The organism is Anabaena sp. UHCC 0451 (assembly GCF_034931405.1).
Taxonomy (GTDB): Bacteria; Cyanobacteriota; Cyanobacteriia; order Cyanobacteriales; family Nostocaceae; genus RDYJ01.
On record NZ_JAYGHA010000002.1, the window covers coordinates 120,423 to 144,309 of the forward strand.

Consider the following 23,887-nt stretch of genomic DNA (forward strand, 5'->3'; position numbering starts at 1 on the left):
ATCCCTATATTCCCCGCAAAGGCATCTAAAACAGCATCACCTAAACCACCTTCTAACCAATGATCCTCTACAACTACTAAGTTACCGTTTGTATCTTTTGCAGCTTGATGTAATGTTTGCACATCAATGGGTTTAACGGAATAGGCATCAATGACGCGAACTGTGATACCTTCATTTTTCAATCTTTCGTAAGCTTTGAGGGCTTCATGTACAAGTAATACCTGCACCAATAACTGTAGCTTGATCTCGATGAGAACAGTGTATAACTTTACTGCCACCAATGGAAAATTTCTCTTCAGAACTATAAATTACAGGCGTGCTTTCTCTAGTAGTGCGAAGATAAATAATACCAGGTAAATTACTCATTTGTGCTACTAGTTTAGCGGTCTGATTGGCATCACTAGGATACAATAAGGTGCTATTCCATACAGCACGAAAAGCGGCTAAATCTTCTAATCCCATTTGGGAAGCACCATCTTGACCGATGGATACACTGGCATGAGAACCGACTAATTTGATGTTAGCATGAGATACCGCAGCCATCCGTACAAAGTCGTAAGCACGAGTTAAAAAAGCTGCAAATGTAGATGCAAAAGGTTTGTATTTTCGCACCTGTAAACCTACTGAAGCTCCTATCATCTGCTGTTCAGCAATATACATCTCAAAATAGCGTTCTGGAAAGGCTTCGGCGAAATCTTCTGCGTAAGTTGAATTACTTACCTCAGCATCAAGAACAACTACATCAGGTTGTGATTTTCCCAAAGCTAATAAAGCATCACCGTAAGCGCGACGGGTAGCAACTTTTTGACCTTTTTGATAGCTGGGAAGTTCTAAGGGGTGAGGTACTCCTAGTACAGCGGGTTGGCTTTCTGATTCTGGTTGATCAACTGTAATCCTAATGTGACGTTCTCCACCTAATTCTGAGATTGCTTGTTGTTCTTGTTCTTGTTTCAACGCTTTTCCATGCCAACCGCCTATATCTTCTAAAGATGCCACGCCTTTACCTTTCTTTGTGCGGGCAATAATCACCGTCGGACGGTCATTTACAGCTACAGCAGCACTAAAAGCCTGGTCAATTTCAGTGAGATTATGACCATCAATTTCTATTGCTTGCCAACCAAAAGCCTTAGCACGGTTAGCATAAGCTTGTGTATTCCAACCTAATTCTGTTTGACCTCGTTGACCAAGACGATTGACATCAATAATCGCAATTAGATTATCTAAAGTATAGTGAGAAGCATGATCAAAAGCTTCCCAAATCGAACCTTCTGACGTTTCGCTATCCCCCAATAATACCCAAACATTGTAAGGTAATTGGTCTAAATATTTACCTGCTAAAGCCACACCTACACCAATGGGTAAACCTTGTCCTAAAGAACCTGTGGCCACATCCACCCAAGGCAAAACAGGGGTGGGATGACCTTCTAAACGACTGCCAAACTGACGCAAAGATAGTAATTCTTGATCAGAAATTACACCTGCGGCTTTATACATAGAATATAGCAAAGGCGCAGCGTGTCCTTTAGAAAGAATAAAGCGATCATTATTAGGATTATCTGGATGATTGAAATCGTAGTGCAGATATTTAGATAGTAAAACCGCCATCAAATCAGCGGGAGACATAGAAGAAGTAGGATGACCTGAACCAGCAGTAGTTGTAGCGCGAATACTATCAACACGCAACTGTTGTGCGAGTTCTTGCCATTGATGTAGTTGTTCTTGGGTGGTCATAATTGCTAATAGGATTATTTCTAGGATTATTTTTTGATGGATTTATGAAATCTTAAATAATCACAGAATTAATTACTTCTTGCTATTGAGAGAATAATCACTCTCTCTAAAGAAATAGTAATTGATGACTATTTTACTAGTTGGCTAAATAGCATTTTTAAAGAAAGTAATAGCAAGACAACTCCAAAGATTTTTTCTAAAATCACTGTAGGTATACTAGTGGCAATCTTTCCTCCTATAAAACCTCCACATATAAATCCTAGAAGTAAATAAAGTAATGTCATGGTATTACCAAACCCTACCTAATCTATCTTCAAGATAATATTAACCATATTTTCAATAGATGTGTAATTTATCTGAATAAAAATTCATTGCTATCTCAATCTCAAGATAGAGTTACTTGTTTTAAATTTATCGTCACAATAGGAAAATATATCGTGCTTTTATTGCAGGTAATTACAAAAAATGCCATTTTGGGCTGAATACAACTACCCTAGTTTGGCACTTTGTAGATGGAATTTGGTTAGTTTTTTTTTCTCTCATCTATATTTGGCAATAGCATTTATGAAATTCACAAAACACCAAGTTTTATTAAATATTACTCTCTGCAACTCTGTGTCTTTAAGTGAGATAAATTCGGATAAATACCTATCAATAAACAATAACAATATTGAAGAAACTCCTTCCCGACCTCATGATTCATTAATTGCTAAAGGTTGGCAAAAAGAACAATATATTGGTATTGCTATTTTATTAGTAGGACTAATCACTATTATCGGATTTTTTAGTCGTAGATTTGAATATGCTTTGATTTTTTCTTTAACTCTTAGTGTGATTTTAATTGTTTTTTTTATGGTTGTTTAAAAAAGGTTAAAAAATGCTGAAGTTAAAATTCGGGGAACTTTACTTAAATTAGAATTAAATAATGCAATAGCTAATATTTATAATCTGTTTGAAATTAACGGTGAAATCGGGCATTTAATTCGCCAAGGTACTTATTTAGAACTTTTACCAATACCAATACATAACTTTAAAGCTACCGCAGAATGGCTAAATGAAGAAATTTTTGAACATCATCTTGCTACTAAAGATACAGGTAAAACGGCATTACAAGCAATAGAGTTAGTTAGTAGGTGGTGCAGTTGTGGGGGTTCTCGCTGCAAGAAAATTATTGCAAATGCTGGGTGATGAAAACACAAAGTAAAATTATTTTTTTTAAGACTGCATTGAAATATGAAAAAACAACGTCAACCTAGAAAATTAACAGCGACATTACCTCCATCTACAGATAGTAATTTAACAGTATCAGAATTGCAGACGCAATTGCAAACTTCGGAAAATGGTTTAAGTCAAACAGAAGCGAAAAACCGGATAAATCAATATGGTTATAACGAATTACCAGAAGAAACTAAAAATCCATTAATTGAGTTTCTTTCCTATTTTTGGGGACCAATTCCTTGGATGATTGAAGTGGCTGTTTTTCTTTCGGCTTTGGTAGGTGATTGGACTGACTTTACCATTATTATGATTTTGTTAATTGGTAATGCGGTGGTTGGTTTTTGGGAAGAATATCAAGCGGGAAATGCCATTGCAGCTTTAAAGGCTAAATTAGCATTACACGCTCGTGTCAAGCGAGATCAAAATTGGCAACTGATACCCGCCCGTGAAATTGTTCCTGGAGATATTATTCATTTACAAATTGGTGATATTATCCCCGCAGATGTCAGATTATTATCAGGAGAATCTCTAGAGGTAGATCAATCAGCTTTGACGGGAGAATCTTTACCAGTAACTCGTAATTCTGGCGATGTGGTTTACTCTGGTTCTATTCTCAAACGAGGAGAAATTGATGGTTTAGTTTATGCAACAGGGCAAAATACATACTTTGGAAAAACGGCGCATTTAGTGGAAAGCGCCCACACTGTCAGTCATTTTCAACAAGCAGTATTAAAAATTGGTGATTATTTAATTGTTATTGCGATCGTACTCGTAATTCTCATTTTAGCTGTGGCATTATTCCGGGGCGATAGTTTAGTTACTACCCTGAAATTTGCTTTAGTTTTAACTGTTGCCTCTATTCCCGTAGCTATGCCTACTGTCCTTTCTGTAACAATGGCAGTAGGAGCGCAAATTTTAGCTAAAAAACAAGCTATTGTGAGTCGTTTAGCTGCTATTGAAGAGTTAGCAGGAATGGATATTTTATGTTCTGATAAAACCGGAACATTAACTTTAAATCAGTTGACTTTAGGTGAACCTTTCAGCATTACGACAGATGAAGAAGTTATTCTCATGGCTGCTTTAGCCTCTCATAGTGACAATCAAGATCCTATTGATTTAGCAGTATTAACTGGTTTAAAACCTGAGCAAAATTTGCAAAATTACCAAGTTCTACATTTCCAACCTTTTGATCCAGTAAACAAACGGACAGAAGCAACAATTAAAACAGCAAATGCACAAATTTTTAAAGTTAGCAAAGGCGCACCTCAAGTAATTATGAAATTGGCTACTAATACCGCAGAAATTCAAACTCAAGTAGACCAAGTTATCAATGAATTTGCCCATAGGGGTTTTCGTTCTTTGGGTGTAGCGCGAACTAATGAACAAAATCAATGGCAATTTATCGGCATTTTACCGTTATTTGATCCCCCACGTCCTGATTCCCAAATCACCATTGATGAAACAAGGGAACTAGGAGTAGATATTAAAATGTTAACCGGAGATCAAATGGCGATCGCTCAAGAAACTTCCCAACAATTAGGACTAGGAAAAAACATTGTTGATGCTAGTATTTTTGCCAAAACTGAACCTCATAAAATCGGTCAATTAGCCCAAACTATAGAAAATGCTGATGGCTTTGCTCAAGTTTTTCCAGAACACAAATACCACATTGTGGAAGTATTACAACAACAAAATCACATTGTGGGTATGACTGGTGATGGTGTTAATGATGCCCCAGCATTGAAAAAAGCAGATGCAGGTATAGCAGTTTCTGGTGCTACCGATGCAGCTAGAGCGGCGGCTGATATAGTATTACTTAATCCTGGACTTTCTGTAATAGTTGATGCCATCAAAACCAGTCGCCAAATATTTCAGCGTATGAACAACTATGCTACCTATCGCATCGCTGAAACTATCCGCATTTTATTATTCATGACTTTATCAATTATAGTATTTAATTTTTATCCAGTTACAGCCATCATGATTGTACTTTTAGCATTACTTAATGATGGTGCAATTCTCACTATTGCCTATGATAAAACTCGTTATTCTCCCCATCCAGAAGCATGGAATATGCCCATAGTTTTAGGTCTAGCGACAGTGTTAGGCATGGCTGGAGTAATTGAATCTTTTGGTTTATTTTATATTGGTGAAACCATTTTTCAATTGAGTAGAGAAACTATTCAAACTTTTATCTATCTGAAGTTATCTGTAGCCGGACAATTGACAATTTTTGTAACTCGTACTCGTGGACTATTCTGGTCAATTAAACCCGCACCATTATTACTAGGTGCTGTCGGTATTGCCCAACTATTAGCAACTTTAATTTCTGTGTATGGCCTATTTGTTGCCCCCTTGGGTTGGGGTTTAGCTTTATTTGTGTGGGGATATGCTTTGCTAGGGTTTTTGATCGAAGACAGAGTGAAAATTGCTGCATATCGAATTTTTGATCATCGTCAACCAATTCTACTGGCTAAAGGTATTAAGCGTTGGGCTACTCAAAGATTTCATTTTTACTAAATACTGATAATTCCAGTAGATTCGTAGATGTTTTTACAAAATGCGTAGCACGAAAAAAACAGTGTCATTATTTCAATATCATGTTTTTAAACATGAGTTTTTTGCTGTTCCCTGTTCCCTCTGAACTGAATTCTGACTATTTTAGTTATTAGCAGACCCAGGTTCCGTCATGATAAAAATTATTTCTTCCAATGTTCTCAACAAATCTTGTTCATTATAAGGTTTAGAAAAATAAGCTCTAGCTCCTAATTGCATTGCTAATTGACGATGTTTATTACTACTACGAGAAGTCAACATGGCGACAGGAATACTTTTCAAATCAGTATGAGATTTAACCCGTTCTAAAAAACTATAACCATCAAGACGGGGCATTTCAATATCACAAATTACAGCTTGCACTTTTAAGCCATTCTCTAACTTTTCCCAAGCATCTTGACCATCTTTAGCCTGTTCAACCTGATAGCCTCCCTTTTCCAGAGTTAAAGCTAAATAACGCCGGACATTAATAGAATCGTCGACAATTAAAATCATGCCTTTTTGATGAACCTGTCTAGCTATAGGTTTCGGCTTTTGTGGTTTAAGAAAAGCAGTTTTTAATTTAGTTGCAGGTGATTTATTAGTCTTATGAGGACGTTGATTATTTGCTACCCAAGATACTAATTCATTAGTATTTACTAGCGGCACTACGCGACCATCACCAAGCATTGTGCAGTTACTAAAACCATCAGGTAAAGGTATATTTCCTTCAACTTGACGAATTGCGACTTCTTGCTCACCCCAACAACGGTCGATTTGCACCGCTATGGGTTGATAATCATTTTTGATAATTAATACACTACTAACATTGATTCCCGTGAGACTTTCTATCTCTAAATGATTGTAGTGAGAACAATTAAACTCAAAGTAATTACCCAAACGCATTAAAGGTAGCATGGTATCTTGCCATTTGAGAAATTCCCCACCATCCATTGAGAAAACTTGATCATTATCTAGTAAAAATATTTCCGCAACTACATCTGTCGGAAATGCTAAAACCATGCGGTGGTTTAAACCTTTAGCAGTATCGCTCTCTACTAACAAAACTCGTGCAACTGAAAGTGTAAATGGGACTGATAAAGTAAAAGTAGTGCCAATTCCTGCCTGTGTATCAACTTGAATATCACCCCGCACTAGTTGCAGATTATTACGAACTATATCCATTCCCACGCCACGACCAGATAAAGCCGTAACTTTTTCAGAAGTGGTAAATCCAGGCTCAAAAATCAATGATAATAGTTCTTCTTCACTAGCGGCAGCTATTAAGGCTGTATCTAAACCCATAGCTATAGCACGTTGGCGAATTTTTTCTAAAGAAATACCTCGACCATCATCACTGATGCTAATAATTGTGCGATCGCTACGATGAAATCCTTTAATTTCAATCCATGCCTGTTCTGTTTTTCCTAAAGCGCGACGGGTAGCCGAATCTTCAATTCCATGATCAAAAGCATTACGTAATAAGTGCATTAACGGCTCATTCAAAGCCTCTAAAATACTGCGTTCAATTAAAGTTTTACCACCCTCAATTTTTAGCTGGACATTTTTACCATACTCAACATTTAAATCCCGAATTGCTCGAGGAAAACGCTCAACTAAATCCGATAAAGGACGCATCCGCACTTGTGTTAATTTTCTCTGCACTTGCTTGGATGTTTTATTGAAATTCCTAGCAATTTGATCTGTATCATCAACACTAAGTTGAATATCACTAGCAACTTCTGCTACCTGAACAATAGTTTCCATCACATCTTGAGATAGCAAGTTTAATTTTTGATAGCGTGCTATTTCTAAACTATTCACCTCAGATTCTTTGACTATTTCTGACGATATATTTTGAGTAATAATTTTTTCATAGACAGAACGCACTTCTTGATTTTCTTGATGAAGCGTTTGCACTCTTTGGCTTAGTCCCAAAACCAGTTTGCGTAATCTTTCTAACTGGGAATTTAATCCATTCCGCTGAATAATTATTTCCCCAAATAAATCATTAATTTCTTCCAATTGCTTACTAGGAACTCGGACAGTGTTTTCATGAATTTCTTTGTCTTTAGCAACTCCAGTAATTTCGCCTTTGCGTTCAATATGTTTATAATCTATCGCAGGAATTTCTTGAGTAAATGCTATATTTGGCTCAGGAAACTCCACAGCATTAATTTCTGGTGGTAATTCTATTTCTAAAGAGTCAGAATCAGCAACTATTGCCGATCCTGCCAAGGTATTTTCCTGATTTGTAGCTGTATTAGTATCATCAACCTGCGGCTGAGTATAACTAACAACTATTTCCCCTAACTCAATTTTTTTTGGTAATCTATCCCGTTGATTTGTCAGCACTAAAGCTTGCGATCGCCTCCATGCTTGCAATGCTAACTGAGCAATTTCTACAGAGCGATGAGGCTGACTTTCTAAATGATCACGAATTGATTCACAAAGCTGAATAAAAGCAGGTAACTGAAGCATTTCTCCCAACCCACCCAACTCTAAAGCCATCACTCCCACTTGTGATTGTAAATCATTGACAGAACTATTTGTCACTAAAGATTCTAAATTCTGTAAACATTCTTCTACTTCTGTTTCAAACAACAAAGGAATGATTTCTTGACCATCTTCGGGTGATAGCATGGTGGTAATATCCTCTGGTGAGGGATCACCCAAACGTTCATGTAGTTCATCAAAAATTGGATAACAAAACGTTTTTAACCATTTATCATCTAGAGATTTTCTTTCTGCTAATAACTCTACAATCTGCCGTAACCAGTCAACTCCAGATAATAATAAACTCTGTAAATGAGTATCAATTTCTAGAGATTTTTTGCGCGTTTTTAAAACCTTAAAAGAATCTTCTAAACGATGAGCCAAATTACTTAACACCTTAAACCCCATCATGGCCGCACCACCTTTAATTGAATGTGCGGTTCGCATGGCGGCATTAATCTTGTCTAAATCGAGATGTTTACTAGTATCTATTTCCAGCAAGATATGTTCTAAAGTATTCAAATAATCAGTGGCTTCTTCCAAAAACTGCATCTGAATTTCCAGTTCTTTGTCATTGGTCATAAATTATTATTCCTTAGTCGTTAGTTAGTTAGTTAGTTATTAATCATTATTAGCCCAGAATACACTACTGAATTAATTGATTTTAAAAGTATTAACCTGATTTTCTAGCTGCTGGGAAATTTCAGCAATTTTTTGTAAAGATGCAGAAATTTGTCGGGAAGAATCGCCAGTGTGTTCTGAAATAGACACAATATTTTTCATTAATTGGTTGATAGCTTGTGATGTTTCCACCTGAGAAATAGAAGCCGTAGAAATTGAATTGATAAAATCGTTAATTTGCTGCGAAATATCAACAATCTCACTTAAACTATGTTGGGCATCTGCGGCTATTTGCGTACTCTCAATTACCTGATTTGTGCCTACCTCCATTGCTTTTACGACTTCAGTTGTATCTCGTTTAATTTTCTCAACAATTTGCTCAATTTCTTGAGTAGCAGCAGCACTACGCGCCGCTAACTCACCTACCTCTTCAGCGACAACAGCAAAACCTTGTCCTTCTTCTCCTGCACGCGCTGCTTCAATTCCGGCATTAATCGCCAACAAATTAGTCTGCACCGCAATTTGGTTAATTAAAGACACCACGCGGGAAATTTGTTGAGAAGATTCTCCTAAATGTTGCACTTTTTTAGCAGTTTCACCCACAGTTTCTTGCAAAAACAAAATATTTTCTACTGTCAAATCCAGCGCTTTTCCACTTTTGTTGGCGATGTAGTTAGCATTGTTAGCCATAGCAGTAATTTCTTGAGCATCATCTACTAAAGCTTGCATAGACTTGGTCATTTGCTCAACTTTTGCTAAAGTGCGGTTAATTTCCTCAACTTGTGTAATTGCTGTCTCTGTTAAGCAATTAATAGCATCTTGATTCGAGCCAATATCTCTATTAATTTGATGAGTATTTTGTTTGATGTTGTTAACAATATCCCGGAGACTTGCTAAAATTGAGTTGAAAACATTGGCAATATTACCTATTTCTCCATCTTTAACCTCAGCCTGTACTGTCAAATCACCTTTAGCAGCATTTTCTACTTGCTTGATTAATTGCAGAAGTTGCAACTGTAGCGGCTCTTTTTGTTGCCATTCCTGCCCATTTTTAGTTTCTCTACTATCTTGAATAGCCCTTTCTGGAAACGCAATAGATAATTTATTCTCAGCTACTGTTTCCAACCCAGCAACCTGAATATTCCCTTCTTTAACCCCAGTCAGTAATTCTTCATCTTTTTGATTTCCTAGAGAAATTTTAATTTCATCATCAGGGGAATTTTGCTTTGTTATACTCTTAGCTAACCAAGCAGCAACCAATGTCATCAATAATGCTATTAGTGTTGTTAGATTAACAATATTCTTCAAAAATTGTCTTTGCGGCTGTAAAGCAATTGCTGCATCTGTAGCCAGAATTAATTGCCAATTCAGGTTTGGTAAACCTGCTAATTTTCTCAATGGTGCATAACTAACTAGTTGCGGAACTTGATAAATTGTCTGAACTCCTGTCAAAATATCAACCTTTTCTCTGTCCATCAATTTAGCTAACCCAGGATATATTACTGTAGCTGCTTGACCTAATAAATCCTGCTGGAGACTGAGAAAAAACTTACCCTGACTATCAACTAAATAATAGTCATCATTATGATCTACATAATTTTTGATTGTCTCTATTAACAATTGCATAGATATACGCGTTCGGACTACAGCAATCGTTTTTCCTGTGGCTACATCTTTAATAGGTGCAGCAATATAAATCACTACTGCATTATTTTTTAATGTTTCTGGTTCACTAATAACCGGAGCATTTTTTTGCAGCACCTCTTGAAAATATTTCAGGTTTCTTTCCTGACTACTAGTTCCACCTTTAGATTGAATAATTATCTGGCCATTTAGATCAAAAACTGCTAAATGATCATAGCCTTGATAGGCTGCAATAAAGCTGTTTAAGACTGCTTTTTTGTCAGCAATACTCGTGATTTTACTAATTTCAGCATTAGTTAAAAATGGGAGATTTGAGAGAATTTGAATATCTCCATATCTGGCTAACAGAAATCGATTGATAATCTCACCTAAGCTAATTACTTGATTTTCCTGAGTCTTGATAATTTGTTTATGAATTGATTTGCTACCAAAGCTATAGGAAATCATGCCAATTCCTACTACTGGCAAAGTGCCAATAGCAATAGCAAAAATTACCGCTTTTGTACTTAATTTCAGTCGCTGTAAATATTTAATTACATTACTACCAGAATAAGTATCATTTTTTTTTATATGCGGCTGTCTAAAATTTTTCCTTTTCTTATCATTAGTTGATGATGATGCCTTAATAGATGCTTTGCTATTGGTATCATCAGTTTGAGCAGTGTCAGTTTTATTAAACATAAATTAATGCCCTGGAATCTCTGTAATAATAACAGTAAAAACTGATTTTTTTGATCTTGATTGTCTAATCACTATCTGAATGAGAATAATTTACAATATTATGTGCATCTAAAACCAGCAATATTTCTTCTTTTTGCTCCACGCAGCCACATAAATAAGGTACTAAACTAGTAGCTACTTGTCCTACAGGGGAATGAATATCATCAGGTTTCAATTTAGTTGTCCCTTTAATTTCTTGCACAACTAAGCCTAAAAGCTTTGATTCCACTTTGAGAACGATAATATTATACTGCCTCAAATGATGATCTAGCCCTTCTAAATTAAACATTTTTGGTAAATCAATTACCCAAATAACGCGACTACGCCAATTCATTAACCCTAATATATAAGTAGGCATATTAGGCATAGATGTTACAGATTCAACAGGTAAAATAATCGCTTCTTGGGTATGAATAACTGATAATACAGCAGTAGTTTGTTGATTGATTTGAAACTGAAGATAGCTATCTTCTAAGGATTTTTGACTAGGTTGATAATAAAGACTTAGTTTAGAATTTGTCATTTATTTAAATCAAAAAATTGGAAATTTATGCTCACTTATTAAATCAGCCAATGTATTTAGACACCATTCTCAGCAAGTCGGCTCTTGTGAAAGGCTTAGTTAAATAGCCTGATGACCTCACAAGTTTAGCTTTTGCTTTATCCACAAATCCTGTCCTCCCAGTTACCATAATAATAGGTGTATTTTTAAATGTGGAATGTCTCCTCAGTAATGAACATAGTTCATAACCATCTAAATTTGGCATTTCCACATCTAATAAAATCAAGTCAGGGTTACTTCTGATAATTTGCATTAAAGCTTTAATCGGGTCATTAATCATCACAACTGCAAATGTTTTCTCATCTAGAAAATGGTTAATAGAATTCAAAATAGCTTGACTATCATCAATACAGGCAATTGTATATTTTCTTTCACTAAAACCGGATGGCAAATTTTTGTTTAACTTGCGTTCAATCATCGCCACTTTGTCTAACTTATCTTCTATTTGCTGTTCATATTTTTTCTGAGCTTGAAAATTCCTATTTGATAATGTTTTTGACTGAAGATGTTGGCGATAACGTAACTGTTTTTGACAATGTTCTACTATTAATTGCAAATCCAAATGGCAGAATTTTGGTAGTTCATTTAAGAAAATATCAGAATTTAGTTTATAGTTGCCTTCTTTTAAGGAAATAAATGATTCTAGTACCTCTTTAGCCAGTTCTTCTATCACTATCTCCGCTTGTTTACGGGTAATATAGTTTTGATTTACTAGCCAGCAAATAGCATGATAGTCAGCATTCTGTATCAACTTACTTTGATTTTCATCCTCCAACATCAAACCCATTAGTTCATAAGTTGCATTGTTGAAAGCAGGAATTTCCTGATTTAAGCGTTGTAAGTTACTTTCCAGACGTTCAAATACTTTCTCCGAATAAGTCGCATAAGTTAATTTACCTTCTTCTAAATAAATTGACCAAGAAACAATTTCGGTAAATACACTTAAACAACCCGTGACTTTCCTTGTGCTTAACTGTGCCAGCAGTGACAGTGGATGCAGTTGGTGAAACAACCTGTAGCTACCTAAAGGAGTTGTTATCATTTTGCTTTTACTTGAGCTAAATTAATTTGCATAGCAGATACAATACATGATAATTACAACCAACCAAGTATAAAACATCAAAAATTTAGTAATCTTAAATACAAAAATTGATGTTTTATTTTGTGTGAAGACTCAACAATAACAGTGTTAATGAAAGATTATCAAATCTTAGTCAATTTGTCGGGTTTCAATAACTTACTGTAACTGCTGTTACCAAACATTTTTGCTGAATCACGCCAAAAATGTCAATGATAAATGATATTCTGTGTGTTGAATTACTATAAGTTACCGTGATTTTCTTTTTAGCTGGCTTTTCACGGTATTTGCCAAAATTTCTCTTATATTGAAAAATAGACTTAATATCTCTGTTCGTTTGCGGTAACGCTCTGCTTCACCCAAACTAGATTTATCTAATCATGCTGATGTGAATAATTCAACATCAGTAAACATAAAATATAATAATATTGTTTGTAAATGCGGATGAAAGGACTTGAACCTTCACTCCTTTCGGAACTAGAACCTAAATCTAGCGCGTCTGCCAATTTCGCCACATCCGCATCAGTTACTTATAGTAACATAACAAATTATAGATGGCAAGAGGTAATGGGTAATTCAATTTGGGATTTGGTATTTTCCTGAAATTAACTCCAATCCCCAATCCCCAATCCCCAATCCCCAATCCCCAATCCCCAATCCCCAGACCTCTACATCACAGCTACACGAGGTAGACGGTGTTTGAATCCGCAAAGAATTTCCCAAGAAATGGTGTTTAATTGATTTGCCCAATCATCAGCTGTGATTTTTTCTGCTCCCTGTTCTCCCAGTAAGGTGACTATTTCGCCTTCCTGCACATCGGGAATAGAACTTACGTCTATCATCAATTGATCCATAGTAATTGTGCCAATTTGTGGTGTGCGCTGACCACGAATTAATACTTCCATTTGATGGGAAAGACTCCGGGGAACTCCGTCTGCATAACCAATACCGACAACGGCAATCCGCATTTCTCTGGGTGCGATAAACTGATGACCATAGCTGACACCAGTTCCCGCAGCAATTGTTTTGACATGGGTAACTCTGGCTTTGAGTTGTAAAACAGTTTGTAGTTGAATTTCATTTTTTAAATGAGGAGCGGGATAAAGTCCATAAATGGCTAAACCTGCACGTACCATGTCATAGTGTAAGCTGGGATCTGCTAGGGTAGCGGCCGAGTTGGCTAAATGTAAGCTGGGAATTTTGATTCCTCTGGCTTTGATTTGGGTTACTGCTTCCTCAAATCTTCGATGCTGTACTTGCATAATCGCCGGATCTGGACTATCTGCGGTAGCTAGGTGAGAATAAATGCTGGCAATATGCAGATGCGGTAATCCCTGTACTAATTGGACAAAATCGGCGGCTTCTTGCCAATTTGTGCCTAACCTTGACATTCCTGTATCTAATTTTATGTGTACAGGTAGAGGATAATTATAGTTAATAGCTTCAAGTGTATTAGAAAATATGAAAGCTTGTTTAGGGTTGCATAGTGTCGGTTGCAGTTTCCAGTGAGCGATCGCCTGAATTTGTTCTGGTGTATGAGTTGCTCCTAATATTAAAATCGGGGCTTTAATCCCAGCTTCCCGTAACTGAATACCTTCGGGAACTGTCGCTACTCCTAACCAACTCGCACCCGCTTCAATGGCAGTTTGAGCAACTGTCACCGATCCATGTCCATAGGCATCAGCTTTTACCACTGCCATCAACTGGGTATTAGGCGATAAAAATATTACTAACTGCTTGATATTATCAGACAATGCTCCTAAATCAATTTCTACCCAAGCACGTTGAGAAAACCAAGCGTAAGTATCCCGTTCTTGATTATCAGCAAAACTAGGGGTTTGTTTGCTACTTAACATTGTTGCTGTTCACTCCTATCACACCACTGAAAAGCTTTCAGACTATCATGATTATGGTTTGTAACCCTCCAAACCATATCAATTTAATCAGGAAAGTCTACCTTTGATCCGGGAGTTATAGCAATGGACAGGGTGGTTAGGACATTAACTAATGATCAAACTCAAATACAAACAGACTTTCAACCCAGTCCCCAGTCCCCAGTCCCCAGTCCCCAGTCACCTGCTATAATACAAGACTTTAGATAGTGATCAGTTTTGCGATCGCTATTTCAGTGGATGATCTAAATTGGGATAAATTTTTAGCAACCGTATCATCTATTATCAGGTTTTCACATATTTGCATACATCCTCTAGGAAGATGCAGCCACAAAACCAGACAGGCTAAATTAGTTTGGGATGTTGTTATGCACTGGATTTATATTGAGGTTTGGTTAACCGCCAAACCTTTTTTATCGCAAGTGACAGATGTATTAATATTTCTTGAAATAAAACATATATTTAATTATAATCATATAACTATATTATTTCAAGTATAAACACTTTTTAACTTAATTAATAAGGCGATAAGATCCCCGACTTCTTTTATTGTGTCCATAAATGATAAATTGATCTGGTGAAGTCGGGGATCTGGATATGAACGATTTGCTCTAGCTGAATACTTACCATATATAAATTGTATTTTTTTTGTAAAATGTAAAAATTTAAACTTCATAATTATGGGCAACTGCTCAAATCAGGAGTATAAAAGCAAATATACTCAGCCCAAAAAGATTCTCTGCATTGACTGAAAACTATAATGGCCAAGCAATCGCGCAAGCTGAACCGAAAAGCGACTCGAATTAGTCAGCCTCGTACTAGTGCAATCACCAGGAGAGCTAAAAAATCTCAAAAACAGTCTCAATGGCGTAGTTGGTTATTGTCAACCTTGTCCTTGGCTATTTTGTTGGCTAGTAGTGGTGTAATTATCGCTTTTGGCTGGATTAGCATTCTCTTCATACTTAATCCGCAACAGGTTAGCTGGTTAAATGAATTTTTACCCGCAGGGATACAAATCCCTATCAACAAAAAAGATATACCTCAAAGCATCGCAGAAATTCAACTGGCCTTAAATAAACAAAATCGTATCGACGGGGAACGTCTGTCTTTAGAATCTGCAAATAACAACAATAATCAAAACCCAAAATTATTTTTACTGCCAATTTTCCAAAAACGCAATAATTGTCAATCTGATTGTCAAGAATTAGTAGAACTAAGAGTTTATCAACGCTCAAGAGATTTAGAGTTTCAATTTCAAGCAGAAACATACTACGATCTGATTACAAAACTACCTATTACTGGACTGACAAAATCTGTTGTGGAATCTCCCTTGGTGAAAAATACTGCCGAGTCAGAAAATCAAGGAGGAAAAAACTACTTACCTTTAAATAAAATCCAAGCTTTTAATGATCCTACATTATCACCAGGATTATGGTTTAATTTGCTGGGTGAACATAAACAAGGAGATAGTCAGATTATTTATGGGCAAATTATTCACTATAATCCCCAACTTCGTAGCTTAAAGCTAATGTTATCTTGGCAAAATCCCAATGGGCAATTACCAAAATGGCAACAGGTAACTGGTGGTGGCGCAAAAGAATTAGTTATAGATAAAACAATAGATTTAGAACCAAATTTACAAGTTTACCAAGTCGAAGAAAGCAAATTAGTTAATAATTCTGTATTACTGGAAGCTATTAACTTAAAACCATCCTATGAAGATTTTGGTTATCAAAAATCTCTATTATTGGCTAGAAATGGACTGTGGACACCCGCTGATGCTTGGTTAACATCTCTACAAAAACAGCAAAAAAGACCTTTCCCAGATTCTGTTCAGGGACAAATTGACTTAATTGGTTTGCATTCTCAATTTACTAAAATTCAAGCTGATAAAAATTGGGCTAGTCCTAGTCAACAAGTGCAGACAGCTTTAATTGATGGTCGTTGGGAACGAGCTTTACAGGTTTTGACAACATCTTATAATAACGGTCAAGAAATTTCTAATCTACTTAAAAGTGATAGAGGTAGATTATGGAATCGGACAACGGTGGCTTTACGACTCAACCCCAGTAGAAAGGCCGTGTTAGCTTGGGCATATCTCATCTTAACTGTACAAAGGGGAGAACAAAAAGCTAATACTTGGTTGCAGGGACAGCCTAACATTAATGAAGAAACTCTAGTTTATCTTCAAGGTTTGTTAGCAAAACTCAATGACGAAGTAACAAATCCTCATCAAAGTCAAATTATTGGTGGAGTACAAACAATCACCAAGATTAATAATACTAATTGGCTGCCAGTAGATGGTCAAGCAGAGGTAAAAATTACAGATAACCAAACTTGGTATCAGGTAGATGTGGGTGCATTTCATGATGGTACAAGTTGGTTAAGTTACCCATTTGCTAATTTCCCATTACCAAAAATTCAAACTAGCCAATTTTGGGCGAAAATTTTGGGAATTAGTGTTGATTCCACCATGCAAATAGTTGTTTGGCTACCTAATGGAGAACAGCAAATCAATACTGTTACTATTAAAGCGGTTCAAATGCGGAATGGGGTTTTACAACTTTTAGCTGCTGGTGATTTTGTGCTGGAAAATCAGGATAATTCTCTTCAACCTAAACATCTAGCTTTAACTGCTGCTGCTTTGGAATGGGTACAACCATCGCCTATTAGTATTCAAGCACTTTCTCAACAAAATCCTCAAGTTACACAGGAAATTCTCCCAACTTTGTGGCGTTCTTTCCAGCAGTCCGGTGATATTTCTCCTGGTGAAGTTCCCAGCTTTGAGGAAATTAAGGAAAAAATGAGTGATTGGCCGGTGCAGATGATTGATGTTACTAATGACGGTAATGTTGATGTGGTTTTGAGTATTTCTAGTTCGGCTATAGCGTCTTTGACTGAGGCTAAAAATCCAGATTTGGGAAATGAAGAAGAACAGAAACGTCCCCGGACTGTGATTTTTGCAGCTAATGGTCAGGTGATTTATACTGATTTTGCTATCAATTCACAACAAACACTAACAGCGATCGCTAAACTGAAAAGTGACCAATCTCTAGCTTTATTGGTAGAAAATAATAATAAATATAGCTTGAGGCGCTGGTCAGCCACCAATCAGCGCCTAGAATAGTGACCAAATTAAATTCTTGGGTTTATTCTTCGTTGCTAGAAGATTCTAGTTTTTGGCTCTTGAGGTTTTGTAACTGTTGTAGCAGGGAATCTACTTCCGCTTGCAGGTCAATAAATTTTTCTTGTTGCTCGTCCCCATAATAAGCTTTTGTAAGCTTTTTGACCAATTCACTATGGGATTCGCAACTGGCAACACTGGATGACAAGGTAGACATAGTTATACTCATTTGCAAAATTGGCTCACACCATTTGAGATATTATAATAATGTAATATTAAACTTTCTTAAAACATTGTAAACTTTTCATCACATACTCTGATAGGTTTCCTGTTTAGTGATAAGAGACTGCGATGATAGAGACTCTGTTCCTGAGATCACATCGCCATTTGCATGGTAAAGTGATTGACACCATCAAAAAATCCAATTTTCCTATCCCAAATCCCTAGTTAAGAAGTTTAGAATCCTGTGACTTTGAGTTTGTCTGTTGCTAAATCTCATCGCCAACCTTGGCCCGGACTGATAGAAGCCTATCGTGAATACTTGCCTGTCAGCGCCAGCACTCCAGTTGTTACTCTTCTGGAGGGTAACACACCTTTAATTCCAGTGCCAGCGATCGCAGAACGCATTGGTAAACAGGTGAAGGTATTTGTTAAATATGATGGTCTTAACCCCACTGGTAGTTTTAAAGACCGGGGTATGACTATGGCTATTACTAAGGCCAAGGAAGCTGGGGCTAAGGCGGTGATTTGCGCTAGTACAGGCAATACTTCCGCTGCGGCTGCCGCTTATGCTCAACGTGGGGGAATGAAACCTTTTGTGTTAATTCCCGATGGTTATGTGGCTTTAGGTAAGTTGGCACAAGCTTTACTGTATGGGGCTGAAGTATTAGCCATTAAGGGAAATTTTGACCGGGCTTTAGAAATTGTCCGAGAAATGGCGGAACACTATCCCATCACTTTGGTGAATTCTGTCAATCCTTACCGCTTGGAAGGTCAGAAAACTGGCGCTTTTGAAGTGGTGGATGCTTTGGGTAATGCTCCCGATTGGTTATGTATTCCGGTGGGGAATGCGGGAAACATCACAGCATATTGGATGGGTTTTTGTCAATACCATCAAGATGGTAAATGCGATCGCTTGCCAAAAATGATGGGTTTTCAAGCTGCTGGTGCTGCACCTTTGGTAAATGGTCAACCGGTAGCAAATCCTGAGACTTTAGCGACTGCAATTAGAATTGGTAATCCTGCGAGTTGGGATAAAGCGATCGCTGCTCAAACCGCTAGTCAAGGTTGTTTTAATGCTGTCACAGACGAGGAAATTCTCGACGCTTATCGGTTGTTAGCGTCATCAGAAGGGATTTTCTGTGAACCTGCTAGTGCGGCTTCTGTGGCTGGGTTATTAAAGGTAAAAGACCAAGTTCCTACAGGTGCAACTGTGGTTTGTGTCCTCACTGGTAATGGTTTGAAAGACCCAGATACAGCAATTAAACATAGTCATGCTCAGTTTAAGCAGGGTATTCCCGCAGACTTGAAAGCTGTAGCTGAAGCGATGGGATTTTGAATGAACTTTAGGGTTTGAATTACTGAACTAAGCGATTACAAAGTAGGGCTTCATTATCGCTTATTAGAAACCTGTGCAAACCTACAGCAGATAGCAGGTAAGTACTAGTGCAAAATAAATTGAACATTTTAAAAATCCCTAAACCAATCCCCCTGTGGTTGCCCCAAATACCGGGGTAGGCACGGGGGCGCTACCCCTACATTATTTCCTGAAAAGCCAAGAGTTGCTGATCAGTTATTCTCCTTGTTTGATGTAGAGTAGTCACAATTTCCGAAATAGTTAACACAGAATGACCACAATAACCATTGTCTTTTAACCTATCTTTTACACCTTGTTCATGGTCTATAAAAACCACAATATCATTAACTTTTAATCCCACAGATTTGATCTTTTCTGCACCTTCCATCACACTTTTACCACTGATGAGAATATCATCAACTACTGCAACTGTTTCACCAGGATGAAAATTACCCTCAATTACTTTGCGTGTACCATGTGCTTTTACCTCTTTACGGGGAAAAATCATCGGACAATGTAACCGTAAAGATAAACCAGTTGCTGTAGGTAAAGAACCGTAGGGAATACCAGCCAACCTATCAAAAGTGAGGGTTTTTAAAATTTCCTCATAAGCAGTAAGAACCTGATTAAAAACTTGCGGATTAGAAATAATTTTCCGCAAATCAATATAATAAGGAAAAGTTGCCCCTGATGCTTGGACAAATTCCCCAAACATAATACAACCAATATCAAAAAGTTGTAAAATCAAATCTTGATGAGGATGTTTATCTTTAAGATCAACATCAGAAAACCAAACATCACAACTAGAAGCATCATGGATAAATTCACTTCTAAATTGATTGATTTCTGTACGTAAAGATTGAATTTGTTGAGATAAATTGGCACGACTCAACATATCTTGAGGAACAGGAATCAACAAACCATCACCATTATTATTTAAACCTGCGGCTAAAATTGGTTTTAGGTTTCCATCACCAGCCCAAATACTCCGCGCCATAATCATTCTTTCCGGCGCAATTGAACGAATAGATTTTAAAATTTCAACATTTGTAGTTCCTACTTCTAAAGCTAATTGTTCGGGAGTTCCCCAGGTTTTTGATTCCTGTACTACCTGTAAATAAAGCGGTGAATTATTATTAGGATATTGCTGTAAATTCGCAGCACCAGGATTAGAAGTACAACACAAAATAAACACAGCTTTATCAGGATAAACTAAAAAAGGTGCAACATGATCCTGTCCAGTATAGGGACTAAGAGTAACCGCGTCTACCTGCCATTCTGTAAATATAGTATGAGCAAAAACGCTGCTAGTATTTAAATCACTATGTTTAGCATCTAAAATAATAGGAATATGGGCGGGAATAGAACTTAATGTTTTAATTAAAAGTTCTAAACCACGAACACCCAAAGCTTCATAAAATCCCAAAGTTGGTTTATAAGCACAAACAAAATCAGCCGTTTCTGCAATCATAAATTGCAGCCAATTGTCCAAACCAGTCATCATATCTGAAGATTGATAACGGTTAGGAATCATCTCAGGATTTGGATCAAGTCCCACAAATAGTAAACTTTGATTTTGGGATGTTGCTGTATTTAACTTGTCGAAAAAGTTCATGTTAAAGTTTTTTAGGGGTTTATTTCTTTATTTTATCTGATTATTAATCGAGTTTTACCAACCTAGATAAATGGAAAATAATAAATGTTGGGTTATGCCTTCGGCACACTGCGTGAACGTTACCTCAAACCAACCTACTTACTAAGTATAGGTATCAAACAAGTAAAAAAGAAGGAGCAACAACTGACTACACTCAAGTTGCAAACTTTTTTTTAGATCAGGGAAATATGGAAATTCATCAAGGAATTATACAAGAAATTAGGGATAATAAACAAGCATTTGAAAAATTTTGCTCTATCTACCGTTCTATTGTGACTGATTCCAGAACACCCAACCGTTTAATTAATCTTTGTTCGTTAGTGAATATTTTCGAGAATTAGTTTGTAGGTTAGATTGACACAAAAAACCAAAATCACCTATCCAAAATGACATAGAATGAGGTTGGGAAAGTAAATAGGAAAAATATCGCTCATCAAATGGGTTTAAAATTCTCATGTATGACAACATCTGCAAATTCTTAGCCGAAAACTTCAAAGATGACTTAGCAACATGGTTACTAGGTTCACCAGTTAAATTAACAGAACTTAGCCCCACAGAATTATCAAATGAACCAATTCGCGCTGATTCATTAATCTTATTACAATCAGATGAATTAGTTCTACATATCGAATTTCAAACCGACATAGATAAAAGATATGCCTTTTCGGACGTTAGATTATCGAATTAGGGGATATCGTCGGTTTCCTCATAAAAAAATGCGTCAAATAGTCATCTATTTGCGAAAAACAGGGTCAGAATTAGTCTATGAAAACAATTTCAAATTAGAAAACACCTACCATCAATTTGAGGTTATCCGGTTATGGGAACAACCGACAGAGCAATTTTTGACAGTTCCCGGTTTATTACCCTTCGCGGTGCTGAGTCAGACAAATGATCCTACAATAGTATTAACCAAAGTAGCACAAGCAGTAGAAAGAATCACAGAAAAAAGGTTACAAAGAAATATAGCTGCGGCTAGTAGCGTTTTAGCCGGTCTGGTGTTAAACAAAGATGTAATTAGGAAAATATTCAGGAGTGAGATTATGCGCGAATCAGTCATTTATCAAGAAATCCTAGAAGAAGGTAAAGCCGAAGGTAAAGCCGAAGGTAAAGCCGAAGGTAAAGCCGAAGGTAAAGCCGAAGGTAAAGCCGAAGGTAAAGCGGAAACAACCAGAAAGTTAGCTTTAAACTTGTTAAGAATGGGAATAATGAGTTTAGAACAAATTGCTGAAGTCACAGAATTATCTGTTGAGGAAGTGCAAACTTTACAACAAGAAATTCAAAAATCTTAAATTTTTATAGGGTGTAAAGGATTATCTTTTACACCTAAATCATCTATACTCAACACGGCTTAATCATTTGATTCTGTGGGTAGGGGTTTAGCTCATGCTTTACCCCTACAAATCTGGGTTTTTCGTAATTTTGTAAAAGTCCATGTCTCAACCGTGTTTAGTATAACTATTACCAGGAGTATCGCAAGTTTGAAAAATAAAGTTACACATTAACATAAGTTTAGGGAAATCATCACTCAAATCCATAATCTCTGTAAACTTAAATTTGCTCTACAACCCTGCAAACCATTCATAACCCTGATCTTCCCAATAACCTTTAAAAGCTGATAAATGACTAGTTACAGTAATTCTTGTCACCCATTTACTTTGTTTATAACCTAATTTAATAGGAGAAGCTAAACGCAAAGGTGCGCCATTTTCCACAGGCAATTTTTCCCCATTTTTTTGATAAGCTAACAAAGTTTGCGGATGGGTAGCAGAAGCTAAATCCCAACTTTCATAATAACCATCAGCTGATTCAAAAAAAGCATATTTAACATTTTCTTGCGGTTGAGCTAAAGTAATTAAATCACGTAAACGAATACCACCCCATTGGACAATTGCAGCCCAACCTTCCACACAAACATGACGAATAATCATAGAAGTTAAAGGTAAATTTTGAATTTCTGCCATACTCAAACTCAGGGGATTATTGACTTCACCATCAATAATTAACCGGAATTTATCTACATCAATAATTGGTGTACCACGGAAAGTATTAATTATTAAAGCTTCTGGTTGAATTTCACTAGCAGTAAATTCTGGGACAAGTTTTTGCGGTTGAAAAATTAATTGTTCAACTTTTTGATTTAATGGTTCTGACAGTTTACCTACTAAATCTTCTAATGCTGGTGTACCACAACCACCAAGTAAACCACCTATGCTGGAAATTCCCGAAATTTGTAAGAATTTACGGCGTGTTAGTTGGGGTTTAGGGATATGAATTAGTTGTTTTTTGTTGGTGTTTTTCACGGTTTTGATTCTAGGTTTTTATTTTTTTTTACTAACCGCAGAGGCGCAGAGAACGCAGAGTTAAGAAATTTAGATAAGGATATTTTTTGAGTTACCAAAACATTGATTCTATTAGTTTTTCTCCTCCGGCTTTTTGTCCTAAACGCCAATGAATTATTACAAATAATACCACCAATGGCACAGAGGCAAAATGCACAATTCTTAATGCTGTCCAATCGCCAAACATATCGACTATCCAAGGAAATTGGGCAGGTTTATACATTCCTATTCCTGTTAATATGGCTAAGAACAATATGGGAATAATAGATGTATAAATAATTCGATGCCAAGCATAGGTTAGACGTTTGGGATTTTGCGTTTTTTGTAAGGCTTTAATGTCATTATTTCCTACAAATTTATGTCGCCAACGTCGGGTAATTAAAATGTAAATTCCATAAAATAAAAGATTGAGAGAAAATAGCCACATAGCAGCAAAATGCCAGTGTCTACCTCCAGCTAACCAAGCGCCTAATGTGAAAATTGGGGGAATATGTAAACCTGCACGGCCACCAAAAACGGGATTAGCGTTGTAAATTTGCAATCCGCTGGTAATCATTAAAAATAGGCTAATAATATTGAGCGCGTGGAATATTCTAGCGGCTATAGCTTGGGTTGGTAATTTGCTGGGTTTGGCGGGAGAAATCATAGCAGTTATATTTGGTTTATTTAAAGATTATCTATTTAAAATTTTACT

At 36.6% G+C, this 23,887-nt stretch carries 13 protein-coding genes, 1 tRNA gene and 2 pseudogenes; 5 read left to right on the forward strand and 11 right to left on the reverse strand.

Translation table 11 applies throughout. The features are described 5' to 3' along the window. Positions 1–1,731, reverse strand: a pseudogene (locus tag VB694_RS02085) (transketolase); the annotation flags it as partial. A 478-nt stretch (positions 1,732–2,209) separates the two neighbouring features. Here VB694_RS02085 and VB694_RS02090 point away from each other — a divergent pair. Both VB694_RS02090 and VB694_RS02095 read left to right on the forward strand, forming a co-directional pair. After that, the gene (locus VB694_RS02090) at positions 2,210–2,290 is read left to right on the forward strand and encodes a hypothetical protein (protein ID WP_323358794.1); all 81 of its coding nucleotides are present in this window, start codon (positions 2,210–2,212) and stop codon (positions 2,288–2,290) included. Positions 2,291–2,964: 674 nt separating this feature from the next. After that, positions 2,965–5,469, forward strand: coding sequence for a plasma-membrane proton-efflux P-type ATPase (locus VB694_RS02095; protein ID WP_323358654.1), 2,505 nt, complete (start codon positions 2,965–2,967; stop codon positions 5,467–5,469). Positions 5,470–5,610: 141 nt separating this feature from the next. On the opposite strand, the gene VB694_RS02100 is transcribed toward VB694_RS02095, so the two are convergent. The 6 genes from VB694_RS02100 to alr form a co-directional block, all read right to left on the reverse strand. Continuing rightward, positions 5,611–8,562 (reverse strand): hybrid sensor histidine kinase/response regulator, encoded by a 2,952-nt coding sequence (locus VB694_RS02100; RefSeq protein ID WP_323358655.1) that lies wholly within the window; start codon positions 8,560–8,562, stop codon positions 5,611–5,613. A gap of 72 nt (positions 8,563–8,634) precedes the next feature. Beyond that, on the reverse strand, positions 8,635–10,926 hold the full coding sequence (locus VB694_RS02105) for a methyl-accepting chemotaxis protein (protein WP_323358656.1): 2,292 nt from the start codon (positions 10,924–10,926) through the stop codon (positions 8,635–8,637). A gap of 64 nt (positions 10,927–10,990) precedes the next feature. Next, the gene (locus VB694_RS02110; RefSeq protein WP_323358657.1) at positions 10,991–11,488 is read right to left on the reverse strand and encodes a chemotaxis protein CheW; all 498 of its coding nucleotides are present in this window, start codon (positions 11,486–11,488) and stop codon (positions 10,991–10,993) included. Between the two features lie 43 nt (positions 11,489–11,531). After that, complete coding sequence (locus VB694_RS02115) at positions 11,532–12,569, reverse strand: response regulator (RefSeq protein ID WP_323358658.1); 1,038 nt, start codon at positions 12,567–12,569, stop codon at positions 11,532–11,534. A 475-nt stretch (positions 12,570–13,044) separates the two neighbouring features. After that, positions 13,045–13,126: transfer RNA gene (locus VB694_RS02120), tRNA-Leu, on the reverse strand. Positions 13,127–13,273: 147 nt separating this feature from the next. Continuing rightward, positions 13,274–14,461 (reverse strand): alanine racemase, encoded by a 1,188-nt coding sequence (alr, locus tag VB694_RS02125; protein ID WP_323358659.1) that lies wholly within the window; start codon positions 14,459–14,461, stop codon positions 13,274–13,276. Positions 14,462–15,257: 796 nt separating this feature from the next. On the opposite strand from alr, the gene VB694_RS02130 reads away from it, so the two are divergent. Beyond that, positions 15,258–17,624: a hypothetical protein gene (locus VB694_RS02130; protein WP_323358660.1), complete on the forward strand. Its 2,367-nt coding sequence runs from the start codon at positions 15,258–15,260 to the stop codon at positions 17,622–17,624. 22 nt (positions 17,625–17,646) lie between these two features. Here the strand turns inward: VB694_RS02130 and VB694_RS02135 are convergent, their stop codons facing one another. Further along, entirely contained in the window at positions 17,647–17,838 is a 192-nt protein-coding gene (locus VB694_RS02135; RefSeq protein ID WP_323358795.1) for a hypothetical protein, read from the reverse strand. Positions 17,839–18,087: 249 nt separating this feature from the next. Between VB694_RS02135 and thrC the strand changes: the two genes are divergently transcribed. Beyond that, entirely contained in the window at positions 18,088–19,179 is a 1,092-nt protein-coding gene (gene thrC / locus VB694_RS02140; protein ID WP_323358661.1) for a threonine synthase, read from the forward strand. Positions 19,180–19,375: 196 nt separating this feature from the next. On the opposite strand, the gene VB694_RS02145 is transcribed toward thrC, so the two are convergent. After that, positions 19,376–20,812, reverse strand: a complete 1,437-nt coding sequence (locus VB694_RS02145) for a bifunctional orotidine-5'-phosphate decarboxylase/orotate phosphoribosyltransferase (RefSeq protein ID WP_323358662.1) — start codon at positions 20,810–20,812, stop codon at positions 19,376–19,378. A gap of 493 nt (positions 20,813–21,305) precedes the next feature. Here VB694_RS02145 and VB694_RS02150 point away from each other — a divergent pair. Next, positions 21,306–22,143: pseudogene (locus VB694_RS02150) on the forward strand (Rpn family recombination-promoting nuclease/putative transposase). A 270-nt stretch (positions 22,144–22,413) separates the two neighbouring features. On the opposite strand, the gene VB694_RS02155 reads toward VB694_RS02150, so the two are convergent. Together VB694_RS02155 and VB694_RS02160 are read right to left on the reverse strand one after the other, a co-directional pair. Next, complete coding sequence (locus tag VB694_RS02155) at positions 22,414–23,154, reverse strand: molybdopterin-dependent oxidoreductase (protein WP_323358663.1); 741 nt, start codon at positions 23,152–23,154, stop codon at positions 22,414–22,416. Between the two features lie 91 nt (positions 23,155–23,245). Beyond that, positions 23,246–23,839 carry a cytochrome b/b6 domain-containing protein gene (locus tag VB694_RS02160; protein ID WP_323358664.1) on the reverse strand — a complete coding sequence of 198 codons (594 nt, stop codon included), beginning with the start codon at positions 23,837–23,839 and terminating at the stop codon, positions 23,246–23,248. Positions 23,840–23,887 lie beyond the last annotated feature (48 nt).

Coding starts and splice junctions, on each gene's coding strand:
- VB694_RS02135 (WP_323358795.1), bottom strand. CDS start 17,838: ATGTCTACCTTGTCATCCAGTGTTGCCAGTTGCGAATCCCATAGTGAA.
- VB694_RS02115 (WP_323358658.1), bottom strand. CDS start 12,569: ATGATAACAACTCCTTTAGGTAGCTACAGGTTGTTTCACCAACTGCAT.
- alr (WP_323358659.1), bottom strand. CDS start 14,461: ATGTTAAGTAGCAAACAAACCCCTAGTTTTGCTGATAATCAAGAACGG.
- VB694_RS02105 (WP_323358656.1), bottom strand. CDS start 10,926: ATGTTTAATAAAACTGACACTGCTCAAACTGATGATACCAATAGCAAA.
- VB694_RS02100 (WP_323358655.1), bottom strand. CDS start 8,562: ATGACCAATGACAAAGAACTGGAAATTCAGATGCAGTTTTTGGAAGAA.
- VB694_RS02145 (WP_323358662.1), bottom strand. CDS start 20,812: ATGAACTTTTTCGACAAGTTAAATACAGCAACATCCCAAAATCAAAGT.
- VB694_RS02110 (WP_323358657.1), bottom strand. CDS start 11,488: ATGACAAATTCTAAACTAAGTCTTTATTATCAACCTAGTCAAAAATCC.
- VB694_RS02160 (WP_323358664.1), bottom strand. CDS start 23,839: ATGATTTCTCCCGCCAAACCCAGCAAATTACCAACCCAAGCTATAGCC.
- VB694_RS02095 (WP_323358654.1), top strand. CDS start 2,965: ATGAAAAAACAACGTCAACCTAGAAAATTAACAGCGACATTACCTCCA.
- VB694_RS02130 (WP_323358660.1), top strand. CDS start 15,258: ATGGCCAAGCAATCGCGCAAGCTGAACCGAAAAGCGACTCGAATTAGT.